Consider the following 17,603-nt stretch of genomic DNA (forward strand, 5'->3'; position numbering starts at 1 on the left):
TGTCATTTGTCATTTGTCATTTGTCATTTGTCATTGGTCATTGGTCATTGGTCATTTGTCATTTGTTATTTGTCATTTGTCATTGGGAGTTTAGAGTTGTTTAACTCTTCACTCCTCACTCCTCACTCCTCACTCTTGACTCAGCACTGAATTCAGTCTCCCAAATAAATACTCATACCACGAGCAGTTTTAACTAAAGTACCATTGGGATCGACAGCGCTATATTGAGCGATCGCTTCTGTAATTGGTACACTTAATACTTGACGATTTTGCCATGTCACCATGCGATCGTATTTACCCTCTGCAATCAGATTAACTGCTGCTACGCCAAAGGCTGTTGCAACTAATCTATCCAGTGGTGAAGCAGTCCCACCTCGTTGAATGTGTCCTAAAACTGTGACTCGCGTTTCTACACCAATGTGCTGAATAATTTCATCGGCTAAATATTCGCCAATTCCACCATATCGAGATTGACCTAAGCGATTGGTAATTGTCACATTTTCGCCGCCTTGGGTACGAACCGCTTCAGAAACAATAATCAAACAATAGTTTTTGCCTTTTTCTTGGCGTTCTTTGATTTTGTGGCAAATGTGTTCAACTGTATAAGGTATTTCGGGAATTAAAATTACATTCGCTCCCCCCGCAATTCCCGCAGCTATTGCTATGTGTCCAGCATCACGACCCATTACTTCCAAAATCATGACTCGGCTATGACTTGCAGCGGTAAAATGTAACCGATCTAGTGCTTCTGTAGCAATATTTACTGCTGTATCAAAACCGATGGCGTGTTCGGTAACGCCAATATCGTTATCAATGGTTTTGGGAATACCTACTAAATTAATACCACCTTGTTGAGCTAGGCGACGCAAAATTGCCAAGCTACCATCGCCGCCAATACCAATCAAAGCGTCTAAACCTAGTTCATGATAGCCTGCAATAATTTCTTCGGAGCGATCGCATAAACTTCCATCCGCCATTGGAAAAGCAAAAGGGTCGCCTTTATTGGTTGTCCCCAACATTGTGCCACCCGCAGTTAACAATGAGTCAACTCGATCGACTTCCAGCTTGGTGAATTGTGGCGGACGCGCCATTAATCCTAGAGTCGCTTGACGAATTCCCAAAACCTCCCAGCCATAAGTATTGACAGCACAATTTACTACAGCCCTAATCACAGCATTTAAACCAGAACAATCACCTCCACTCGTCAAAATTCCTATGCGTTTGGGTTCTCCCACATTTTTTGTTGACATTTTGATCCAAATGTATATGTTAAGCAGTCGATGAAAATTAAGCCAAAGTTAGCAGCAGATTAAACTTAAGCAAAAGTCCTCCCTGTTAATGCCAAAGTAATTTTATGTTTCTTTTGGATCTAAAAACAAAACAAAGTCTAAAAATTCCGCAACTCTTGAGCCAGAAGTCATAATTTATGTAGGTTTGGTATGATTGCCGATGAAATGAGGTAAACTTGGAGTTTATTTTTTTTTAATTCTGACTACTAAATTCTGAATCCTGAATACTATAACTAAGGCGATCTCAGATGTAAAATATAAGTGTAGAACCAGTAGTAGATTAAACCTCGGCAAAAGCAATCCCTAAAAATGCCAGGGTAATTTTATGCCTATTTTGTGTCTAAGAAAAAACCAATTTATCCCAGCTATCAAATATGAGGGTGGAGCCAAAGGTGACTAGTATTGAAAATTACAACTTCTCTTTTCCAGGAGAAGTAACAATCCCCCAGGCTCCTCCTGAGTTTAAATCAGGTTTTATCGGCATTGTTGGTCGTCCAAATGTCGGTAAATCTACTTTGATGAATCAGTTAGTAGGACAGAAAATTGCCATTACATCACCAGTAGCACAAACTACACGTAACCGTTTGCGCGGTGTATTAACTACACCAGAAGCGCAGTTAATATTTGTAGATACACCAGGAATTCATAAGCCCCATCATCAATTGGGCGAAGTCTTGGTGCAAAATGCCAAAATTGCCATTGAATCGGTAGATGTAGTCTTATTTGTGGTAGATGGATCTGTGGCTTGTGGATCGGGCGATCGCTACATTGCCGAATTGCTTAGTCGCAGCAAAACACCAGTAATTCTGGGTATGAACAAAACCGACCAACAATCGGCTGATTCGCAGTTTCTAGATGATAGTTACGCCCAAATGGCCCAATCCCATGAATGGGAAATCGTGAAATTTTCTGCCAAGACTAGTAGCGGATTACCGCAACTTCAAGAATTATTAATTAAACATTTAGAAATTGGGCCATTATATTATCCTCCAGACTTGGTAACTGACCAGCCAGAACGCTTTATTATGGGTGAATTGATCCGAGAACAAATTTTATTATTGACTCGTGAAGAAGTACCCCATTCAGTAGCGATCGCTATTGACTTAGTAGAAGAAACTCCCAGCATTACCCGCGTACTTGCTACTATCAACGTCGAGCGTGATTCCCAAAAAGGCATACTCATCGGCAAAGGTGGAGCAATGCTCAAAGCAATTGGTAGTGAAGCTCGCGAACAAATTCAAAAATTAATCGCTGGCAAAGTTTATCTAGAATTGTTTGTGAAAGTCCAGCCAAAATGGCGACAGTCGCGGATTAGTTTAGCAGAGTTAGGCTATCGCGTGGAAGAATAATAATTGGGCATGGGGCATGGGGCATTGGGCATGGGGTATGGGGCATTGGGGTACAAAGAGAATGACTCATACTCAATAACAAATGACAAATGACAAAGGACAAATGACAAATAATTAATAAAAATGTCTTTAGAAACTCGCTATCCCTTAAATTTACCTGTCAATGCTCCGCCCTTGCGCGTGTTAATTGTCGAAGACGATCCGATGATGCAATTGGGATTAGAGCAATCGTTAATGGCTCATCCTCAGTTGGAGATTGTTGGACAAGCTGAAGATGGTTATTTGGGAGTTCAAGCCGCACTGCAACTGAAACCTGATTTGGTGGTTATGGATATTGGGTTGCCGCGATTAGATGGCATTGCCGCGACACAGCAAATTAAGGCGGCACTGCCAGCAACTCATGTAGTGATGCTGACATCTCATCAAACGGAGACAGAAATTATTGCGGCATTGTCTAGCGGTGCAGATGCATATTGTATCAAAGGTGCAAGTGTGGAAAGATTGTTAAGTGCGATCGCAGCCGCAGTTGATGGTGCAGCCTATCTCGATCCCCAAATTGCGCGGCGAGTAATTGACAATCTCAAACCGCCTTCACCCACCACCAACACCGCCAACTTATCTGGGCGCGAGTTAGAAGTATTAAAGCTGATGGTAGACGGGTTGAGCAACCCAGAAATTGCCGAAAAACTCTATCTCAGTCCCAACACCATCAAAACTCACGTCCGAGGGATTATGAATAAATTAGCAGTAGACGATCGCGTGCAAGCAGCAGTTGTGGCACTGCGTTCTGGGTTGGTTTAATATCCGAAGCAATCCAATATCTTTACTACTGAATATCTGGATCGGTGTGCATAGCGATTCGTACTCTGTATGTAACTTTCAAAATACTAAATGCCAACCTTTGGGTATATTTATAACTATTCAAATAGTTGTAAGACTTTTAAAGTTAGCTAATTTTTTGTTCCATGCGCTCATTACTATTTCAAAACTTGAAGCTGACTATTCCTACAGCTTTAGGATTTACGATTCTGGGCTATATTCTCAGTCTACCTCTGAGTTTACTCGCCAACTCAGAAGCAGCAAGATGGCAACTCAATCTACAACCTAGAGTAAGTATTGAAAATCGAAAGCTTGATGAACTTGGAAGTTTTCAAGCTCAAGTAGCACTTGGAGGTACAGCGCTAGGAATCTTAGTAGCTCAAACAACTTTTATTGTGTATATATTTGGACTTAGCAATCGTAGCACTAAGCAGTAATATCTTTAACGAGATGTAAATACAGCCTTTAGAGGTTGTTTGAAAAGTTGCAAAGTATACTATAAACCCCTTTCAAAACTTCTCTCCGTTGGCGTCAGCCTGCCGTTAGGCAAGCGCATAGAGGCTTTGAAACCCCCATTCCCTTGTAGGGAAGGGGGGCTAGGGGGGTTAGGTTTCTGATACTTAAATATTACCAAAAATACTTGTTCATTCATCCTCTTAGACCACCTAATGCAGTTGTATTTTATGGCGATGCCACACCTTTGGCTTTCAAGTTGGCACACATTTCAAACTTAATTTACAATTATAGGCGTACATATATATGTACGCCTCTATAGCTGATTAATTTGTTGCCAAGATGTTGGAAAGATAGTCTACCTCAATGCATTTTAGTTAAAAGAGTTTGAGAATTGATTAGGGTCTACATTAGCAGGAAATAAAAAAATTTCCTTGCTTTCTAAACTTGCCTTTTGGTGAAGCAAAATTGCCTTTTCCAAAGAACAATATTTGATTGGAACCCATCTGTCGCTATAATAGTAGACAGTTACTCGGCTCATTGCATACTCTTTCAACGGCAGTGGAAGAGACCAGGACGAGTCCACAGTTTGAACCTTACCTGTTGAGTCCATGCTTTGAACCTCAGTTATTAAGTATATTTACTTTCACCGATCCCAATGATTTAAAGAAACTATCATAAGTAATAAGAATCTGCCTTAAAACTACATCTTTAGATAAAAATTAGAATAATTAAAACTGACTTCACGCCTTAAGGGCTAAATGCGATCGCGACTTTTTGCATTTCAACAGCTTGGGTTATATCCACACTATGACCCCCTGTAATAGCCGTAATCATTGCCAAAATATGTAGGGATTTGACACAAAAGTGCGATCGCATAACCTAGTTTTCTTACAGCTATTTTCAGCAAAATAGCTGTAAGCTTTATGCATCTAACTCTTAACAAATTTCCACTCTAGTACCTTGATTGGGGCTTGTTGTAGCGCTTGAGTTAATTCGGTGCTACTCTGAAATTTTACCTCAGAGAGGTCGCAAGCTTCGATGCTGACCGTGAATTTCTCCTCTTGGAAGGGCCAGGGTTTGACAACAACCAAGTTATCACTGCGCTGCATGATGTCATAGCGCTCACCTTCAGGGCCCTTGCTAATTTCTAAAAACCGCTCATCTTCAGGTAGTTTTTGCTGACAAAGAATAAGCGAAAGGCGATCGCACCATTGCATAAATGCATAAGCTGCATCAACTTCCTCCTTTTTGATGCCCAATTCTTTGCGCCAACGTTGCTGATTTTGAAGTTGCTCGTCTAAAAGTTTGTCTAATTTTGAAGACTTACCCCGGCTTGGCTCATTTAAACAGCTGATGTGCATGGAAATTAATAGAGCTACCCATCGTCCACGGTAAAGGGCATTCTTTGCCAAATTAGCCAATTTATCGACACCTGCATCTAAATCGGCATTTGTGGAAAGCATGAAGTCCTTTGGCGCACCCGCTTCACTTAGAATATCTTCTTCCCACTCTTTTTCTAGATCGTCGTGATGAGAAATTGCAGCTATTGTTTCATATAATCTTACTGGAGCATCTTTACATCGCCATTGTCCAGCCAGTTCAGCTGCTAATAAAGCATGGGCACGATGATAAATGACTTCCCAACCATTTGATGTAGCGTTGACAATCACAAGTTAATCTCCGGAGTTTTAGTTGAATTAATTTCTCAAGTCAGAAATATCGAGGTAGAAATTGAAGAAGCGATCGCTAGGAATTTTTCAGTGTTTCTGAATATTTATAGCTATAGCTATAGCTATTTTTAATTGGTGTAATAGCCAAATACTCAGCGAAAATTCCCGACTTATTAGAAAAGTCGGGAATATTTTTGCCTGCTAGATGTAGTGAAACAGCCTAAAATTTGCTAAATCAGGTGAGCAAATAAGCGACTTTACTTTTTGAGTGGGATTTTTTTATAATCTCCCAATCATCTCTTTACTCAAAATCAAGCTATGCAATTAAGAGTGGCTTTCTAGCGGATTAGCAATGTATTTGAATGTTGGCTCAGAATTCCAAGGGCCACGCTCATCTTGACTATTTCCGTTTGTAGACAGGTTGTAATAAAGAGCAACAGTTTCATCTGGCTTAATATTACCAAAGAATGGATCTGTCAACTTACCTAGCGAATCTAGAGCTTTCATAAACATCTGAGTATGAGAAATTTCTCGTGTTAACAGATGGACTAAAGTCTCTTGGGTTCCTTTATCGGTTGCCAACTTAATCAATTCTTCGTAAGTCTGACGAGCGCCAGCTTCAGCTGCAACATTAGCTCTTAAATCACGCACTACATCTCCACCTTCATTCAAGTAATTTGCAGTCCAAGCATTACCTTGGCTATCTAAAAAATGAGGTCCAATTCCTCGGACGGCAAAAAGAGTACTCTTGTAAGCCTCTGTTTGATCTACATTTTTAGTATGAGCCTCAATGAGTTTACCAACCATTTCTAAATGGCTGAATTCCTCAATTGCAATGTCTTGGAGCATGTCTTTAATGCCAGCATTTTCGACATGGAATGATTGAACCCAATATTGAAGTGCTGCACTAAGTTCTCCAGTAGCTCCACCAAACTGCTCTAGTAACAATTGAGCAAAACGGGGGTTTGGTTCACTTACGTTAACTGCATGAATAGGCTCTTTTTTGTGGAAAAACATAGATTTACACTTCCCAAGGTTATGATGTTTCAGAATGAATTGATTTATCTTTTAGTCTTTTTCCAGATAGAGCTAATTTGATGTTTTTTAGCTTCTTAAACTGGTGAACTAAAAGATTGAAAAATTTCAGTAGTTATCTCAGGGTTGATAACTGCCAATCAGCGATTATGCATTGCTGCTTTTTCTGATTAATCCCCATAGATAAATAGCAACAATTGCACCAAGCATAGCCACTAATATACCAGGAAGAGTTAAACCAGCGCCAGCCGCAGTAATTTGCAGAGTTCCTGTTCTTAACAAGGTAAATAAAGTTCCACCGACGAAAGCACCAATGATACCCAAAATCATTGTGGAGAGAATTCCGCCGCCTTGAGAAGCAGGATAAATAGCTTTAGCGTAGGCGTAAGCCCGCCGTAGGCATCGCACCTGCCAAAAGTCCTAAAACTATCCAAGCAATAATACTCATAACCGCCTCAACAATCTCACTCACTTAATATCTAAGCTATCAACTCTAATTACAAATTATTTCTACCAGATGGGGTAAATGTTAAATCCAAAAGTTATACACAATACTTATATTTCAGATTTAATGAGAATTCGCGTTTTCTATATCTTAATTTTAAATAAAAGTGTTTGCACATTTAAGTTAGAAGTCATTAAAAACATCTAGTTATGGACATAATTATTATCCCTAAAACTAACTTTTTATTGACTAATCAATCTACTCTATTTTATCTCTACCTTAAGGCATAACATTTGCATCTAACTTTTTGGGGATGTATGAAAAATATTTATTCACAATATTGTTGAGAATTTTGTCATAAATAAATATAAATAACTACGTTTTTTGTTGGAATTTTTTATTTAATAACTTTATTCCAATTGTTTTTTGACTGCCGATCGCGCTTGCGCTGCGCTTCATGCACCACACAAATAAGTTCAAAAATAAAATCGGATTGCTATAGTCTTAATAATATCCCCTCAATTTTTATTTTTAAGGTAGATTGAGGAGATAATATGTGGTAAATACTTGCAGAAGCGATATCAAATAGCTCGAGAAAACTTTGTCTCTCGCGTTTTTGTATGAGTATCAAAGATAACGGCAATATTTCTTACTAGTAATCTCCCGATGTCGGTAATCTGAATCTGATTTTTTGATAAACTGACTAGACCATCGGCTTCTAGTGGTTTTAACGCCTCTAGTTCCTCAGAAAAATATTCATCAAAACTGATATGATATTTGTTTTCAATATCTTGCTTATGAAGCTTAAAATGAGACATAATACCCATAATCACATCTCGTCGAATAATATCATTCTGAGTGAGTTTGATACCTTTGCTAACAGGTAAACTACCTGCTGCCAGTGTTTGATAATAATCTTTTAACTCCTTGTGGTTTTGAGCATAAGCATCTTCTAACATACTGATAGATGTTGCACCAAAACCAAATAATTCTGTCTCGGCGTGGGTAGTATAGCCCTGAAAATTGCGTTTAAGAGAACCATTGCGTTGAGCGATCGCTAGTTCATCATTAGTTTTAGCGAAATGATCCATCCCAATAAATAGATATTGGTTATTCGTCAATTCTTCAATGGTCATTTTCAGAATCTCTAACTTTTCCTGTGCTGGCGGTAGCGCCTCTTGAGGAATATTTTTTTGCGTCGGTTTTAGCCACGGCACATAAGCAAAATTAAAGACAACAATTCGGTCAGGATCTAATTCAATCGTTTTTTTCAGCGTTTCTTGAAATGTCTCACGTGTTTGATAAGGTAAACCATAAATTAGGTCTACATTCACACTTTCAAACTTAGCTTCTTTGATCCAACTCATGACATCAAAGAGCATTTCTTCTGGCTGGACACGATTGACAGCTACTTGAACTTGGCGATTAAAATCCTGAATGCCAAAACTAATGCGGTTAAATCCAATCTGTCTCAGAAAGAAAATGTAGTTTTTATCGATATAGCGGGGATTAATCTCAATTGAGATTTCTGCTTGGGGATCGATGTTGAAATAGCGATTGATATTTTTCCATAAAAATTCTACTTGGTGACGCTCCAAATAATTAGGAGTACCACCTCCCCAGTGGATTTGCAGCACTTTTCTATCGGAATCGATTAAAGCTGCGGTGTTTTTAATGTCTTGAACCAAAGACTCCACGTAGGGTTTAGCAATATTCTTGTTGTTGGAAATTACTGTATTACAGCCGCAGAAGTAGCAAGCACTTTGGCAAAAAGGGATATGGAAATACAAACTCATAGGGGTTTTGCGTTGATTCGAGGCGGCGATCGCGGCCTTAAAATCAGTTTCAGTGAATGTTTCGCTTAACTCTGTAGCGGGCGGGTAACTGGTATATCTAGGTGCGCGAGTATCGTACTTTTGAATCAGATCCAGATCGAACTTAACACCAGGTAATAGAAAAACCATTGAGTTGCTTTCCAATAAATGAAGGGAGTAATTAATAGGGAGCAGGGGAGCAGGGGAGGCAGGGGAGCAGGGGAGAAGTATACAGTAAGTTTTTCCCTTTGCCTCTTGTGCACAATGACAAATGACAAATAACCAATGACAAATGACAAATGACAAATGACAAATGACAAAATTAATTAGCCGCAGCTATTTCAGTGCTACCTGAATTTTGAGAACGAGTGAGGCTATTAAAAAGAACTTGACCGAGTGCTTTAATTAAACTTCCCTCTAACTCTTGAGCCATCTTTAAATTGAACCCAAAGGCATTATTAGCTTCTGCAACAATCCGTTCTGCTGTTATATCATCAACGGGTAATGCATTTAATGCCTGACGATACTTATCCTTAAATGCCTTTTTGTCAGGAATTTGCTCAAAGTTGTAAAAGGATGTGCCTTCATAGCCAGAAAGCTTTAGGGCTGACTGAGCAACTTTTTGTAGCATTTGACCCCCAGAAAGATCGCCCATGTAGCGAGTGTAGGCATGACCTAGCAATAAGGTTGGTTCACTAGTAGAAATTTCCCGAATGCGCTCAATGTAGCTCTGGGCAGCAGGTGAGGCTGTAACTTGCTCTCTCCAATTATCCCCATAATAGAACACCATGTCTTTTTCAAGTGAGGATTGGCGATTAAGTTCAGGAAAGTAAACCGCACTAATCACAGGATGCTCTCTATGGCTCTTTAATGCCGCCTCTAGTTCGCTGTAGACGTAATACAAGTTGCTTAAGAACTTTGCGAAGCAGTTTCTATCCACAACTCCTTGCAAAAAACATTTCATGAATGCCACATTTTCTGCTGAGGTGTGGGCTTGTTGAGTTCCAGAGCGCAGTTTGATGGCTAGATTACTACTCATTGTTGCTCCCTTCATGTTCAAACGCAAGGTTTCTGGGCAGTCATCGACTCACGATGTTTGCCACGACCAGCTAAAAAATTGTTATTTTAGGTTTAGAGAGGATCTGCATCACTCTATCTGGCAAATACAACTGCCGATGCAAATCCCAGGTATTTTTATTTCTCCTAAGATTATTTAACTCTTAACTTATATATAACTATTAAGATATTAATATTTATTTATGTTTTTATGATGTTTGTATTCAGACACATTCCAGTTAAGTAGTAACAAAACTGATTGTGGAATAGGCATTTAAACTCTTCTGAAACAACGGGTAATGAGTTTATTTCTTACAATTTACTCTCAATAATTTAACTGATGTCTACGAACAACAAAAACTCAAAGCCTGGATTCGCCTGTTCTCAGAGGATGTCTGAGAAGTATTAAATATTTCGCTTGATCCCCCTAGCCCACGCCAGTCGCTCATGGGGGAAACCCCCAAGACCGCGCTGGCTCCCCTTAAAAAGGGGGGAACCGGAATCAAAGTCCCCCTTTTTAAGGGGGATTTAGGGGGATCTACAAGTCTCAAATACAACACCAAAAAGTTTTCAGACATCCTCTTAAAGAAGTCGAGAACCTATAATACAAACTGGAACTCTTTTATAAGCAGGTGTACCGCTTTGCGGATCAATGTTTGCTTTAAATAAAACATTAGCTTCAGGATAAAACATAAAAGCTACACCTTCAAGAATCGCCCCACAAATAATTTCAATATTGTCTAATTCTTCTCGATCTCCTTTCACTATTACTCGCTGATGCTCCTGGAATCCCGCTTTTTTGACATCTAGAGAATTCATTAAAATACAGTGACGATGAGGCATACCTCGATATTTATCTTCACTGCGATAAACTACAGTATTATGTTGACCATAGCTGCGTCCTGTTCCTAAAATTACCACAATTCCTGGCTGATTTTCTGCTACACCAAACGCTGCTTTAGTTGGTACTGATAATTGCGGTAAAGGCGTGACAAACATCTGTGCTTTACCATCAGGTGTGGGAAATTTCGGTTCATCCAAAATCCGCCCTTCAATGATAAACTCTTGCTTGCTTTGGTCAATTGTGCCAATCTTCTCATAGCCAGGAATAGTTTTAGCAATTAATTCTCTAACATAAGTCGTATCTTGCAGCTTACGCCAATTTATCGGTGTTTGACTATGTAAACGATGAGCAATTTCTGTGATTAATTCTATTTCCGAAATTAGCTCGGCATTAGGCGCTTTTAAATGACTTTTACCTTCATCATTTAACCGTACAAAATTATTACCTGATTCAGTTGTTGTTTTATGAGGATTTTCAAAACGATTGAATACAGGTAATATTAAAGTTTGCTGTTTCGCTAATCCGTGGAAATGTCCTAAGTTTGGTTTAGTAGCTACATAAAATATGGTTTCTATTTGCGAGAGTGCCTGTTTCGCTTGCTGTAAATCTGGGTTAGCTGCATACAAGTTACCTCCTAAACAAAACAGTGTATCTATCTTTCCTAATTCTGCTGCTGCGATTAAGTCACGGGTATGATAGCCAGGAGTTTCACTTAGAGTTGTTCCTAATAATTGAGATAGTGCTTGTTTGATTTCTTCTCGCAAGTTTACAGTAACACCCATTGAACCAAAGCCTTGCACATTGGAATGTCCTCGAATGGGCATTGTTCCAGCACCAATTTTACCAGCGTTACCTGTAATTAAGGCTGTATTAGCAATACTAAAAATATTATCCACGCCGTTAGAGTGTTGAGTTATTCCCATTGCCCAGGCGAAAACTACACGCGTTGATTTACCAATTATATAAGCTGTTGCTGTGATTTCTTCTTGGGATAAGCCACAGGTGCTAGTAATGTTATCCCACGATATATTATTAGCGTAATCTACAACATTTTGCCAATTTTGTGTATAGGATTTAAGATATTCTATTTTAATTAAATTCTGTTCAATCAGAGATTTTTGCAAACCTACAAATAATGCAGCATCACTACCAGGAATTGGTTGTAAATATAAAGAAGATATATCAGAACCTCCTGTGAGTAAAGATTTGATCGGAAATGCAGGAGACGCAAATTTAACTAAACCGATTTCAATTTGGGGATTAATAATAATTACTTTCCCGCCTCTTTCCCGCAATTCGATCAATTCATTCATCAGTCTTGGATGATTTGCAGGGGCGTTAGAACCAATTAAAACTATACAATCACTATGTTTTAGGTTTTCTAAGCTCACCATCGATGTACCTGAGCCGAAAACTTTTTTTAACCCTACTGTTGAGGGTGCGTGACACAAATCTGAACAGTCTGCTAGATTATTACTACCTAGCGATCGCATTAATAATTGTAGTAAATAAGCAGCTTCATTAGATGAGCGTCCAGAACTATAACTAGCAATTCGTGCTGGTGGGAAATTAAAGGCTTGTGTAGCGATCTGGTAGACTTCTTCCCAGCTTATACGTTGATAATGGGATGAACCCGATCTGAGAATCAGAGGATAACTTAATCTACCCAAGGAATCGCATTCTTGAGAAGTCAGTTTTTGTAATTCACTAATGCTTTTTTCTCGGAAAAAATCTCGCTTAATTCCTGGTTGCAATTCCGCAGCGATCGCCTCTACACTTTTAGCACAGCGTTGTAAATATTCTCCCGCTTCATTAACAAACCCTCCTTTTTGTCCACCCGTGCCCCAAGCGCAGGATAAACATGCACTTTTATGATTGAGAGTTTGCCATAATTTTAATCCTTGTGATGAGAGAGTTTTTTCTACCCAATACTGAATTACAGGTAAACCACCCCCAGCAGGGGAGCTAGAATCGTTTTGAGGTAAGTTATCCATACTGAGCTAAATCTCAACTCGCTTAACTTATTATTGCTAAAAATTATTCGGCAAGTATTAATTTTAATTGAAACTATTTGTAACACTTACGTAAAAATGCTTTTCTGGCTCTAACTATATAAAAGAGAGCGATAGAACCAATTTAACTTAATCTTATCCTTTTTTTGATTTGTTCTTAATTGTGTTATTACTTTTAATACAATAAATTCTATTTAATCAGTATAAGATTCTTCTATAAAGAGCCGATTTTATTTTTGAAAAGCTTGCCTGCTATAGCTTTGAGTGATGTAAATCAGAACTTGAGTATACTTAAAAAGATTAATACCGGAATCTGAAGAGTTCTATGTGATATTCTCAAAGCAGGTTTCAGGATTCAGCCGGCCGTTTGGTATTGTCCTCACTAAATCAGGATAAACTCTATGTATCGATTCGAGATCAATGCATACACTCAAACGGGCGAATCCATTGGTCTGGTGGGTTCTACTCCAGAGTTGGGATTGTGGGATATTAGTAAATGTGTTCATCTGCGTACAAGTGGCGATCGCTATCCTTTATGGTGGACAGATGAAATTGACATTCAAGAGTCAGGCGGTCAACAGAGAGTTGAATACAAGTATGTGCTATTCGATGTCAATGGCAACGCCCAATGGGAGAGCTTACTAGATACAAACCGTTGGATTCCAATCGATTCTAAAGATCGTGCCAGCACAATTATTGTGGATGATGGCGCATTAGGTTATTTACAAGCTTATCCGTTTGGATATATTGAGAAGCCTGCTGTTAAAATTCCCCTGGATCGAGAGCCTGAAGGTTTAAAAATCGTAGTCATTGGTAGTTCGGTTGCATTAGGTCATAAAGCCTGGTTTTTGAAAGGTTGGGTTTGGCAGTTGGCACAAGCTTTACAGCAAAAATATGGGCATAAACTGGTGAATGTGTCGGAGGTGGGAGCGAATGTCAGCAGAACGATCGCTCGATTCCCCTGGTTTGTCACCCCAGAAAAACCGGATATCGTTATCATTGCCCTATCTCTGGGTAACGAAGGGTTAGCTTACTGTTCCCCTCACGAACGACGAGCAGTACAGCGACGGTTTGAAAGTGGCTTGCAGCAACTTGTGAAAATGACGCGCGACATCGGAGCTATTCCAATTCTGGGCGGTGTCTATCCCAATGGTGATTATTCTCTGGAACATTACTGGCTGATTCAAGACACACACAAACGGATGCTAAGTTGGGGCGTACCTGTATTGGATTGGTTGGCTGCTATAGATGATGGACAAGGAAAATGGAAAGCGGGGACATCCTTCGATCCGGCTCACCCGAATACAGTAGGTCATAGCCTCATGTATCAGCAGATCGACCAGCAATTATTCGATATCGACAAAGACGAATTAGCAGAAAAACAACGCTTCCGCGAGCCGAATGAATTTCCCATTTACTTTGATAATGTGGGCTTTAATGTTTCTGTCTGTATCGAAGAGAAGCGTTTACGGATTATTAATCGATCGCAATACAGCTACACGATCGCTCCCTATTGGCAAGAACTACAAACTGCACTGCAAAGTCAGGCTGGGTTGATACCAGGTATTTACATTGCCAAGGATACCCAACCAGGAACGCTCCCCTTCTTCGTTGTAGAGGATGGCGCGATCGCAACTACAATAAATATCCCTCCAAATACCGATTTAGAATATAGTCCCGCCTTTAATCTCTTTTCGCCGAACAACGTTTTATTCTATGACGGACATTTGGGGATTTTGCAAGCAGATGAACGCCACCTCTGGATAATCAACGAATCAGACAGCGAGTACAACATTCAGCCGATGTGGACGGAAGTTTGCAATGCCCTTAAAGCCATGCCATCGGGTGTTTATGAAGATCCGCTTTATCCCGATGTCCCTTTTCGCACAATGATGATTGGTAAAGATGGGCTAGAAAGCCGGGTAAAAGCACCACCTAAGTCTGCGGTATTTTTCCAATACAAATGTGAGTTATCAGATATCAGCCGTGTGGCAATTCTTCCCCTTGGCGATCGCTGTGCCGTCCGGATGATGTTGTATAAAATGGAGTACGATGGCCCCGCCTTTCCGTTTGATTTAACGCGCACTACTAATATTGCAGATGTTGCGGATGCGATCGAAACCGGTTTTGATGATATGTGGAACCCTGCTTTTCTGCATTACAGCCCTGATGCAGGTAGAATATACCACGGTAAATGGTCGGGTTTATCCTTTGCCCATGAAGTTGAGGAGACAGACAACGCTGTTCAAGATATGTCTCCCGTCTATGAACGGATGCGCGTTCGTTACACAGCACGCGCTGAAAGGTTTTGGTACGCACTGCGGCACTGCGACAAAGTGCTTTTTGTTCGCACAGGAATTAGCGATCGCGGTGGTGTGTTAGATTTAGTCAACAAGCTGGAAAAACAATGCCAGGGGAAACCATTTCATCTCTTGCTTCTTTCTCCCCAAAGCGATGATGAGTTTTTAGACCTTCCCAATGTGCTGCATTACAATGTCGAGTTTAATCCCGATCGCATGTATGACGATTTGGGACACTGGATGTACTGCACAGAGGTGATGCGAGGAATTCTAGAATCCCTTGGTGTGTCTAGCAAAAACCTCTTTTGGTGTCCGCCGAAAATACCGAAGGGGTGGGAAATAGGGTAGAGGCGATGGCTGCGGTGGACTACGCCAACGCATTTGCTATTTCGGAGTACTCATTTGTTATTTCGGAGTACTCATTTGCTATTTCGGAGTACTCATTTGCTATTTCGGAGTACTCATTTGCTATTTCGGCGTACTCATTTGTTATTTCGGAGTACTCATTTGCTATTTCGGAGTACTCATTTGCTATTTCGGCGTACTCATTTGTTATTTCGGAGTACTCATTTGCTATTTCGGAGTACTCATTTGTTATTTCGGCGACTGGGTTGTTTGAGTGGCTGTGAAATGATCTGCCGATTACTTACAGCTTGTTTTTGTCGCAAATCATCACAAATTGCTTGTAAATCGTAGTTGAAAGCCTTTGCATGTTCTTCTCTAATTAGACCTCTTGCATAAATAAAAAATAAAGAACCCCACCCCGCATTTGCTAACACGCTCCCCTCCCCCCTAGCGGGGAGGGGTTGGGGGTGGGGTATTAGGGACTTTTGCAAGAGGTCTATTCTATAAATCTCTTCAAGAATTTCATCTTTCCACATATCTACTCTCCCATTAGTTCGTAGGGTGTACAAAGGGTTGGCAACTCGTATCCGGCATCAAGACTTAACGTGGAATGGCACGCTTGTAAAGCCCAAAAACTGCCATTCCTCAATAGCCTAATGGATGGCGGAAATCACCAACCACTTTATCAAGTTCTTGAGCGATCGCTAGCAACTCCATCTCGCGCCATCGCTTGCCAATAATTTGGATTCCAATCGGTAAGCCATTGTGAGTTTGCCCAATCGGAATCACCACCGCCGGATGACCACTGAGATTAAATGGCATAGTGTAGGATCCGTTTGCCACCGCATGAGGATAGGATTTGTCGTCTATATCAATAGCGCTCCAAGCCGGACAATGAGTAAATGCAGGAGTTGCTGTCACAGGAGTGAGCCATACATCCCACGCTTCTAAAGCTTCATCGATTTGGGCAATGAAGCGATCGCGCTCGGTGAGTGTCTCAAAATATCCTCTTAAGCTAGGATTTAAAAGTTCTGGCAGAAAGCTGCTGAAATTCCCCAATTTTCGCAATTTTTTGTCGCCTTGAGTTGCCGTGCGAAAGAGTAACTCTAAGCTGCGTAGCACATTATAGCGATCTTTTGGTTGGGCGTAGTTGTTGATGTATGCTTCCATCCGCCCGCAGAGGTTCCACACTGTCGATAAATCAAAATCTTTGGGAAGCCAGCGTTCAACATGAGTACCTGCTTGAGCAAGTTTTTGCACCACTGTCTGTACTGCACCTCGAATTTCCGCAGCAACGGGAACCTCTACCCATTCATCAATCCAAGCAATTTTAAGATCCTGCAAAGACTTGCCTGATGGAGTATCAAGGGGAATCGGTGGCACATCTGGGCGACGCAGATCCGCACCAGCGAGCAGCGAGAAACAAAGGCGAATATCTTCGAGCGATCGCCCAAAACAGCCAATAGTCAACATTTGTCGCAAGCACAGCGGCATTCCCGGTACTTCAGGGATACTTCCGGCGGTGGAAATACGGCGATCTGTTGGCTTTAAGCCATACACACCGCAAAAAGTTGCAGGCTGGCGCACGGAACCTGCAATATCGTTACCTATATCTAATGCTGAAAGTCCGGCTGCAACAGCAGCAGCACTACCTCCAGAACTGCCACCTGCTGTATAGTCAAGATTCCAGGGATTATTTACCCGTGGAAACAGAGAATTTGTACTTTGAAAATCACCAGCCAGTTCTGCCATGTTGGTTTTTCCCAGAATAACGGCTCCTGCTTTCCGCAATCTGGCAACAACGGTGGCATCCTGTTGAGGAATGTAGTCTTTAAGAGGAATGTAACCTGCTGTGGTACGGAGTCTTACTGTTTCAAAAATGTCTTTGATTGTTACAGGGACACCGTGCAGAGCGCCCCAGTGTTCTCCTCTAGCTAAAGCTTCATCTGCAAGCTTTGCTCTGGTACGAGCATTGTCTTCGTCTAAGGTGCAAATCGCATTCAGCTTTGAGTTGTGTTTATAAATCTGCGCCAGGTAAGCATCGAACACTTCGACAGCAGAGACTTGGCGATCGCGAATCATCTGAGCAAGTTGATGAGCAGGTAGAAAAATTAAGTCACTCATAAATCGATTTCACCTCATTTGTCAGATTCTAAGCTTGCACATCAA

13 protein-coding genes and 1 pseudogene are annotated in these 17,603 nt (G+C 40.7%); 4 read left to right on the plus strand and 10 right to left on the minus strand.

Annotated features, from left to right (window positions below):
- Positions 1-152 precede the first annotated feature (152 nt).
- Positions 153-1,235: an ATP-dependent 6-phosphofructokinase gene (locus RMY32_RS19360; protein WP_322698044.1), complete on the minus strand. Its 1,083-nt coding sequence runs from the start codon at positions 1,233-1,235 to the stop codon at positions 153-155.
- Between the two features lie 428 nt (positions 1,236-1,663).
- Between RMY32_RS19360 and era the strand changes: the two genes are divergently transcribed.
- The 3 genes from era (at position 1,664) to RMY32_RS19375 (ending at position 3,894) form a co-directional block, all read left to right on the plus strand.
- A complete protein-coding gene (gene era, locus RMY32_RS19365; protein WP_322708611.1) occupies positions 1,664-2,638 on the plus strand; it encodes a GTPase Era in 975 nt (324 codons plus the stop codon).
- Positions 2,639-2,761: 123 nt separating this feature from the next.
- Positions 2,762-3,439: a response regulator transcription factor gene (locus RMY32_RS19370; protein WP_322708612.1), complete on the plus strand. Its 678-nt coding sequence runs from the start codon at positions 2,762-2,764 to the stop codon at positions 3,437-3,439.
- A 164-nt stretch (positions 3,440-3,603) separates the two neighbouring features.
- The gene (locus tag RMY32_RS19375) at positions 3,604-3,894 is read left to right on the plus strand and encodes a hypothetical protein (protein ID WP_322708613.1); all 291 of its coding nucleotides are present in this window, start codon (positions 3,604-3,606) and stop codon (positions 3,892-3,894) included.
- A gap of 766 nt (positions 3,895-4,660) precedes the next feature.
- Here RMY32_RS19375 and RMY32_RS19380 read toward each other — a convergent pair.
- From RMY32_RS19380 to RMY32_RS19410, 7 genes and pseudogenes are all read right to left on the minus strand, one after another.
- Entirely contained in the window at positions 4,661-4,789 is a 129-nt protein-coding gene (locus RMY32_RS19380; RefSeq protein WP_322708614.1) for a hypothetical protein, read from the minus strand.
- Between the two features lie 53 nt (positions 4,790-4,842).
- Complete coding sequence (locus RMY32_RS19385; RefSeq protein WP_322708615.1) at positions 4,843-5,583, minus strand: DUF3891 family protein; 741 nt, start codon at positions 5,581-5,583, stop codon at positions 4,843-4,845.
- Between the two features lie 324 nt (positions 5,584-5,907).
- Entirely contained in the window at positions 5,908-6,600 is a 693-nt protein-coding gene (locus RMY32_RS19390) for a manganese catalase family protein (protein WP_322708616.1), read from the minus strand.
- 165 nt (positions 6,601-6,765) lie between these two features.
- Positions 6,766-7,066 (minus strand): annotated as a pseudogene (locus RMY32_RS19395) (GlsB/YeaQ/YmgE family stress response membrane protein).
- A gap of 578 nt (positions 7,067-7,644) precedes the next feature.
- Positions 7,645-9,027, minus strand: a complete 1,383-nt coding sequence (hemN, locus tag RMY32_RS19400) for an oxygen-independent coproporphyrinogen III oxidase (protein ID WP_322708617.1) — start codon at positions 9,025-9,027, stop codon at positions 7,645-7,647.
- A 172-nt stretch (positions 9,028-9,199) separates the two neighbouring features.
- Entirely contained in the window at positions 9,200-9,916 is a 717-nt protein-coding gene (locus tag RMY32_RS19405; protein WP_322708618.1) for a heme oxygenase (biliverdin-producing), read from the minus strand.
- 599 nt (positions 9,917-10,515) lie between these two features.
- Positions 10,516-12,771, minus strand: a complete 2,256-nt coding sequence (locus tag RMY32_RS19410) for an FdhF/YdeP family oxidoreductase (protein ID WP_322708619.1) — start codon at positions 12,769-12,771, stop codon at positions 10,516-10,518.
- A gap of 419 nt (positions 12,772-13,190) precedes the next feature.
- On the opposite strand from RMY32_RS19410, the gene RMY32_RS19415 reads away from it, so the two are divergent.
- Positions 13,191-15,437: a DUF1796 family putative cysteine peptidase gene (locus RMY32_RS19415; RefSeq protein ID WP_322708620.1), complete on the plus strand. Its 2,247-nt coding sequence runs from the start codon at positions 13,191-13,193 to the stop codon at positions 15,435-15,437.
- A 239-nt stretch (positions 15,438-15,676) separates the two neighbouring features.
- Here the strand turns inward: RMY32_RS19415 and RMY32_RS19420 are convergent, their stop codons facing one another.
- Positions 15,677-15,868 (minus strand): hypothetical protein, encoded by a 192-nt coding sequence (locus RMY32_RS19420; RefSeq protein ID WP_322708621.1) that lies wholly within the window; start codon positions 15,866-15,868, stop codon positions 15,677-15,679.
- A 211-nt stretch (positions 15,869-16,079) separates the two neighbouring features.
- Complete coding sequence (locus tag RMY32_RS19425; RefSeq protein ID WP_322708622.1) at positions 16,080-17,558, minus strand: amidase; 1,479 nt, start codon at positions 17,556-17,558, stop codon at positions 16,080-16,082.
- Between the last annotated feature and the right edge of the window lie 45 nt (positions 17,559-17,603).

The organism is Nostoc sp. ChiSLP03a (assembly GCF_034531215.2).
Classification (GTDB): Bacteria; Cyanobacteriota; Cyanobacteriia; order Cyanobacteriales; family Nostocaceae; genus Nostoc.

Bases quoted from the DNA above. Each gene is read 5' to 3' on its own strand.
- RMY32_RS19390 (WP_322708616.1), bottom strand. From the start codon at position 6,600: ATGTTTTTCCACAAAAAAGAGCCTATTCATGCAGTTAACGTAAGTGAA.
- RMY32_RS19405 (WP_322708618.1), bottom strand. From the start codon at position 9,916: ATGAGTAGTAATCTAGCCATCAAACTGCGCTCTGGAACTCAACAAGCC.
- RMY32_RS19415 (WP_322708620.1), top strand. From the start codon at position 13,191: ATGTATCGATTCGAGATCAATGCATACACTCAAACGGGCGAATCCATT.
- era (WP_322708611.1), top strand. From the start codon at position 1,664: ATGAGGGTGGAGCCAAAGGTGACTAGTATTGAAAATTACAACTTCTCT.
- RMY32_RS19380 (WP_322708614.1), bottom strand. From the start codon at position 4,789: ATGCGATCGCACTTTTGTGTCAAATCCCTACATATTTTGGCAATGATT.
- RMY32_RS19370 (WP_322708612.1), top strand. From the start codon at position 2,762: ATGTCTTTAGAAACTCGCTATCCCTTAAATTTACCTGTCAATGCTCCG.
- RMY32_RS19425 (WP_322708622.1), bottom strand. From the start codon at position 17,558: ATGAGTGACTTAATTTTTCTACCTGCTCATCAACTTGCTCAGATGATT.
- RMY32_RS19375 (WP_322708613.1), top strand. From the start codon at position 3,604: ATGCGCTCATTACTATTTCAAAACTTGAAGCTGACTATTCCTACAGCT.
- RMY32_RS19410 (WP_322708619.1), bottom strand. From the start codon at position 12,771: ATGGATAACTTACCTCAAAACGATTCTAGCTCCCCTGCTGGGGGTGGT.
- hemN (WP_322708617.1), bottom strand. From the start codon at position 9,027: ATGGTTTTTCTATTACCTGGTGTTAAGTTCGATCTGGATCTGATTCAA.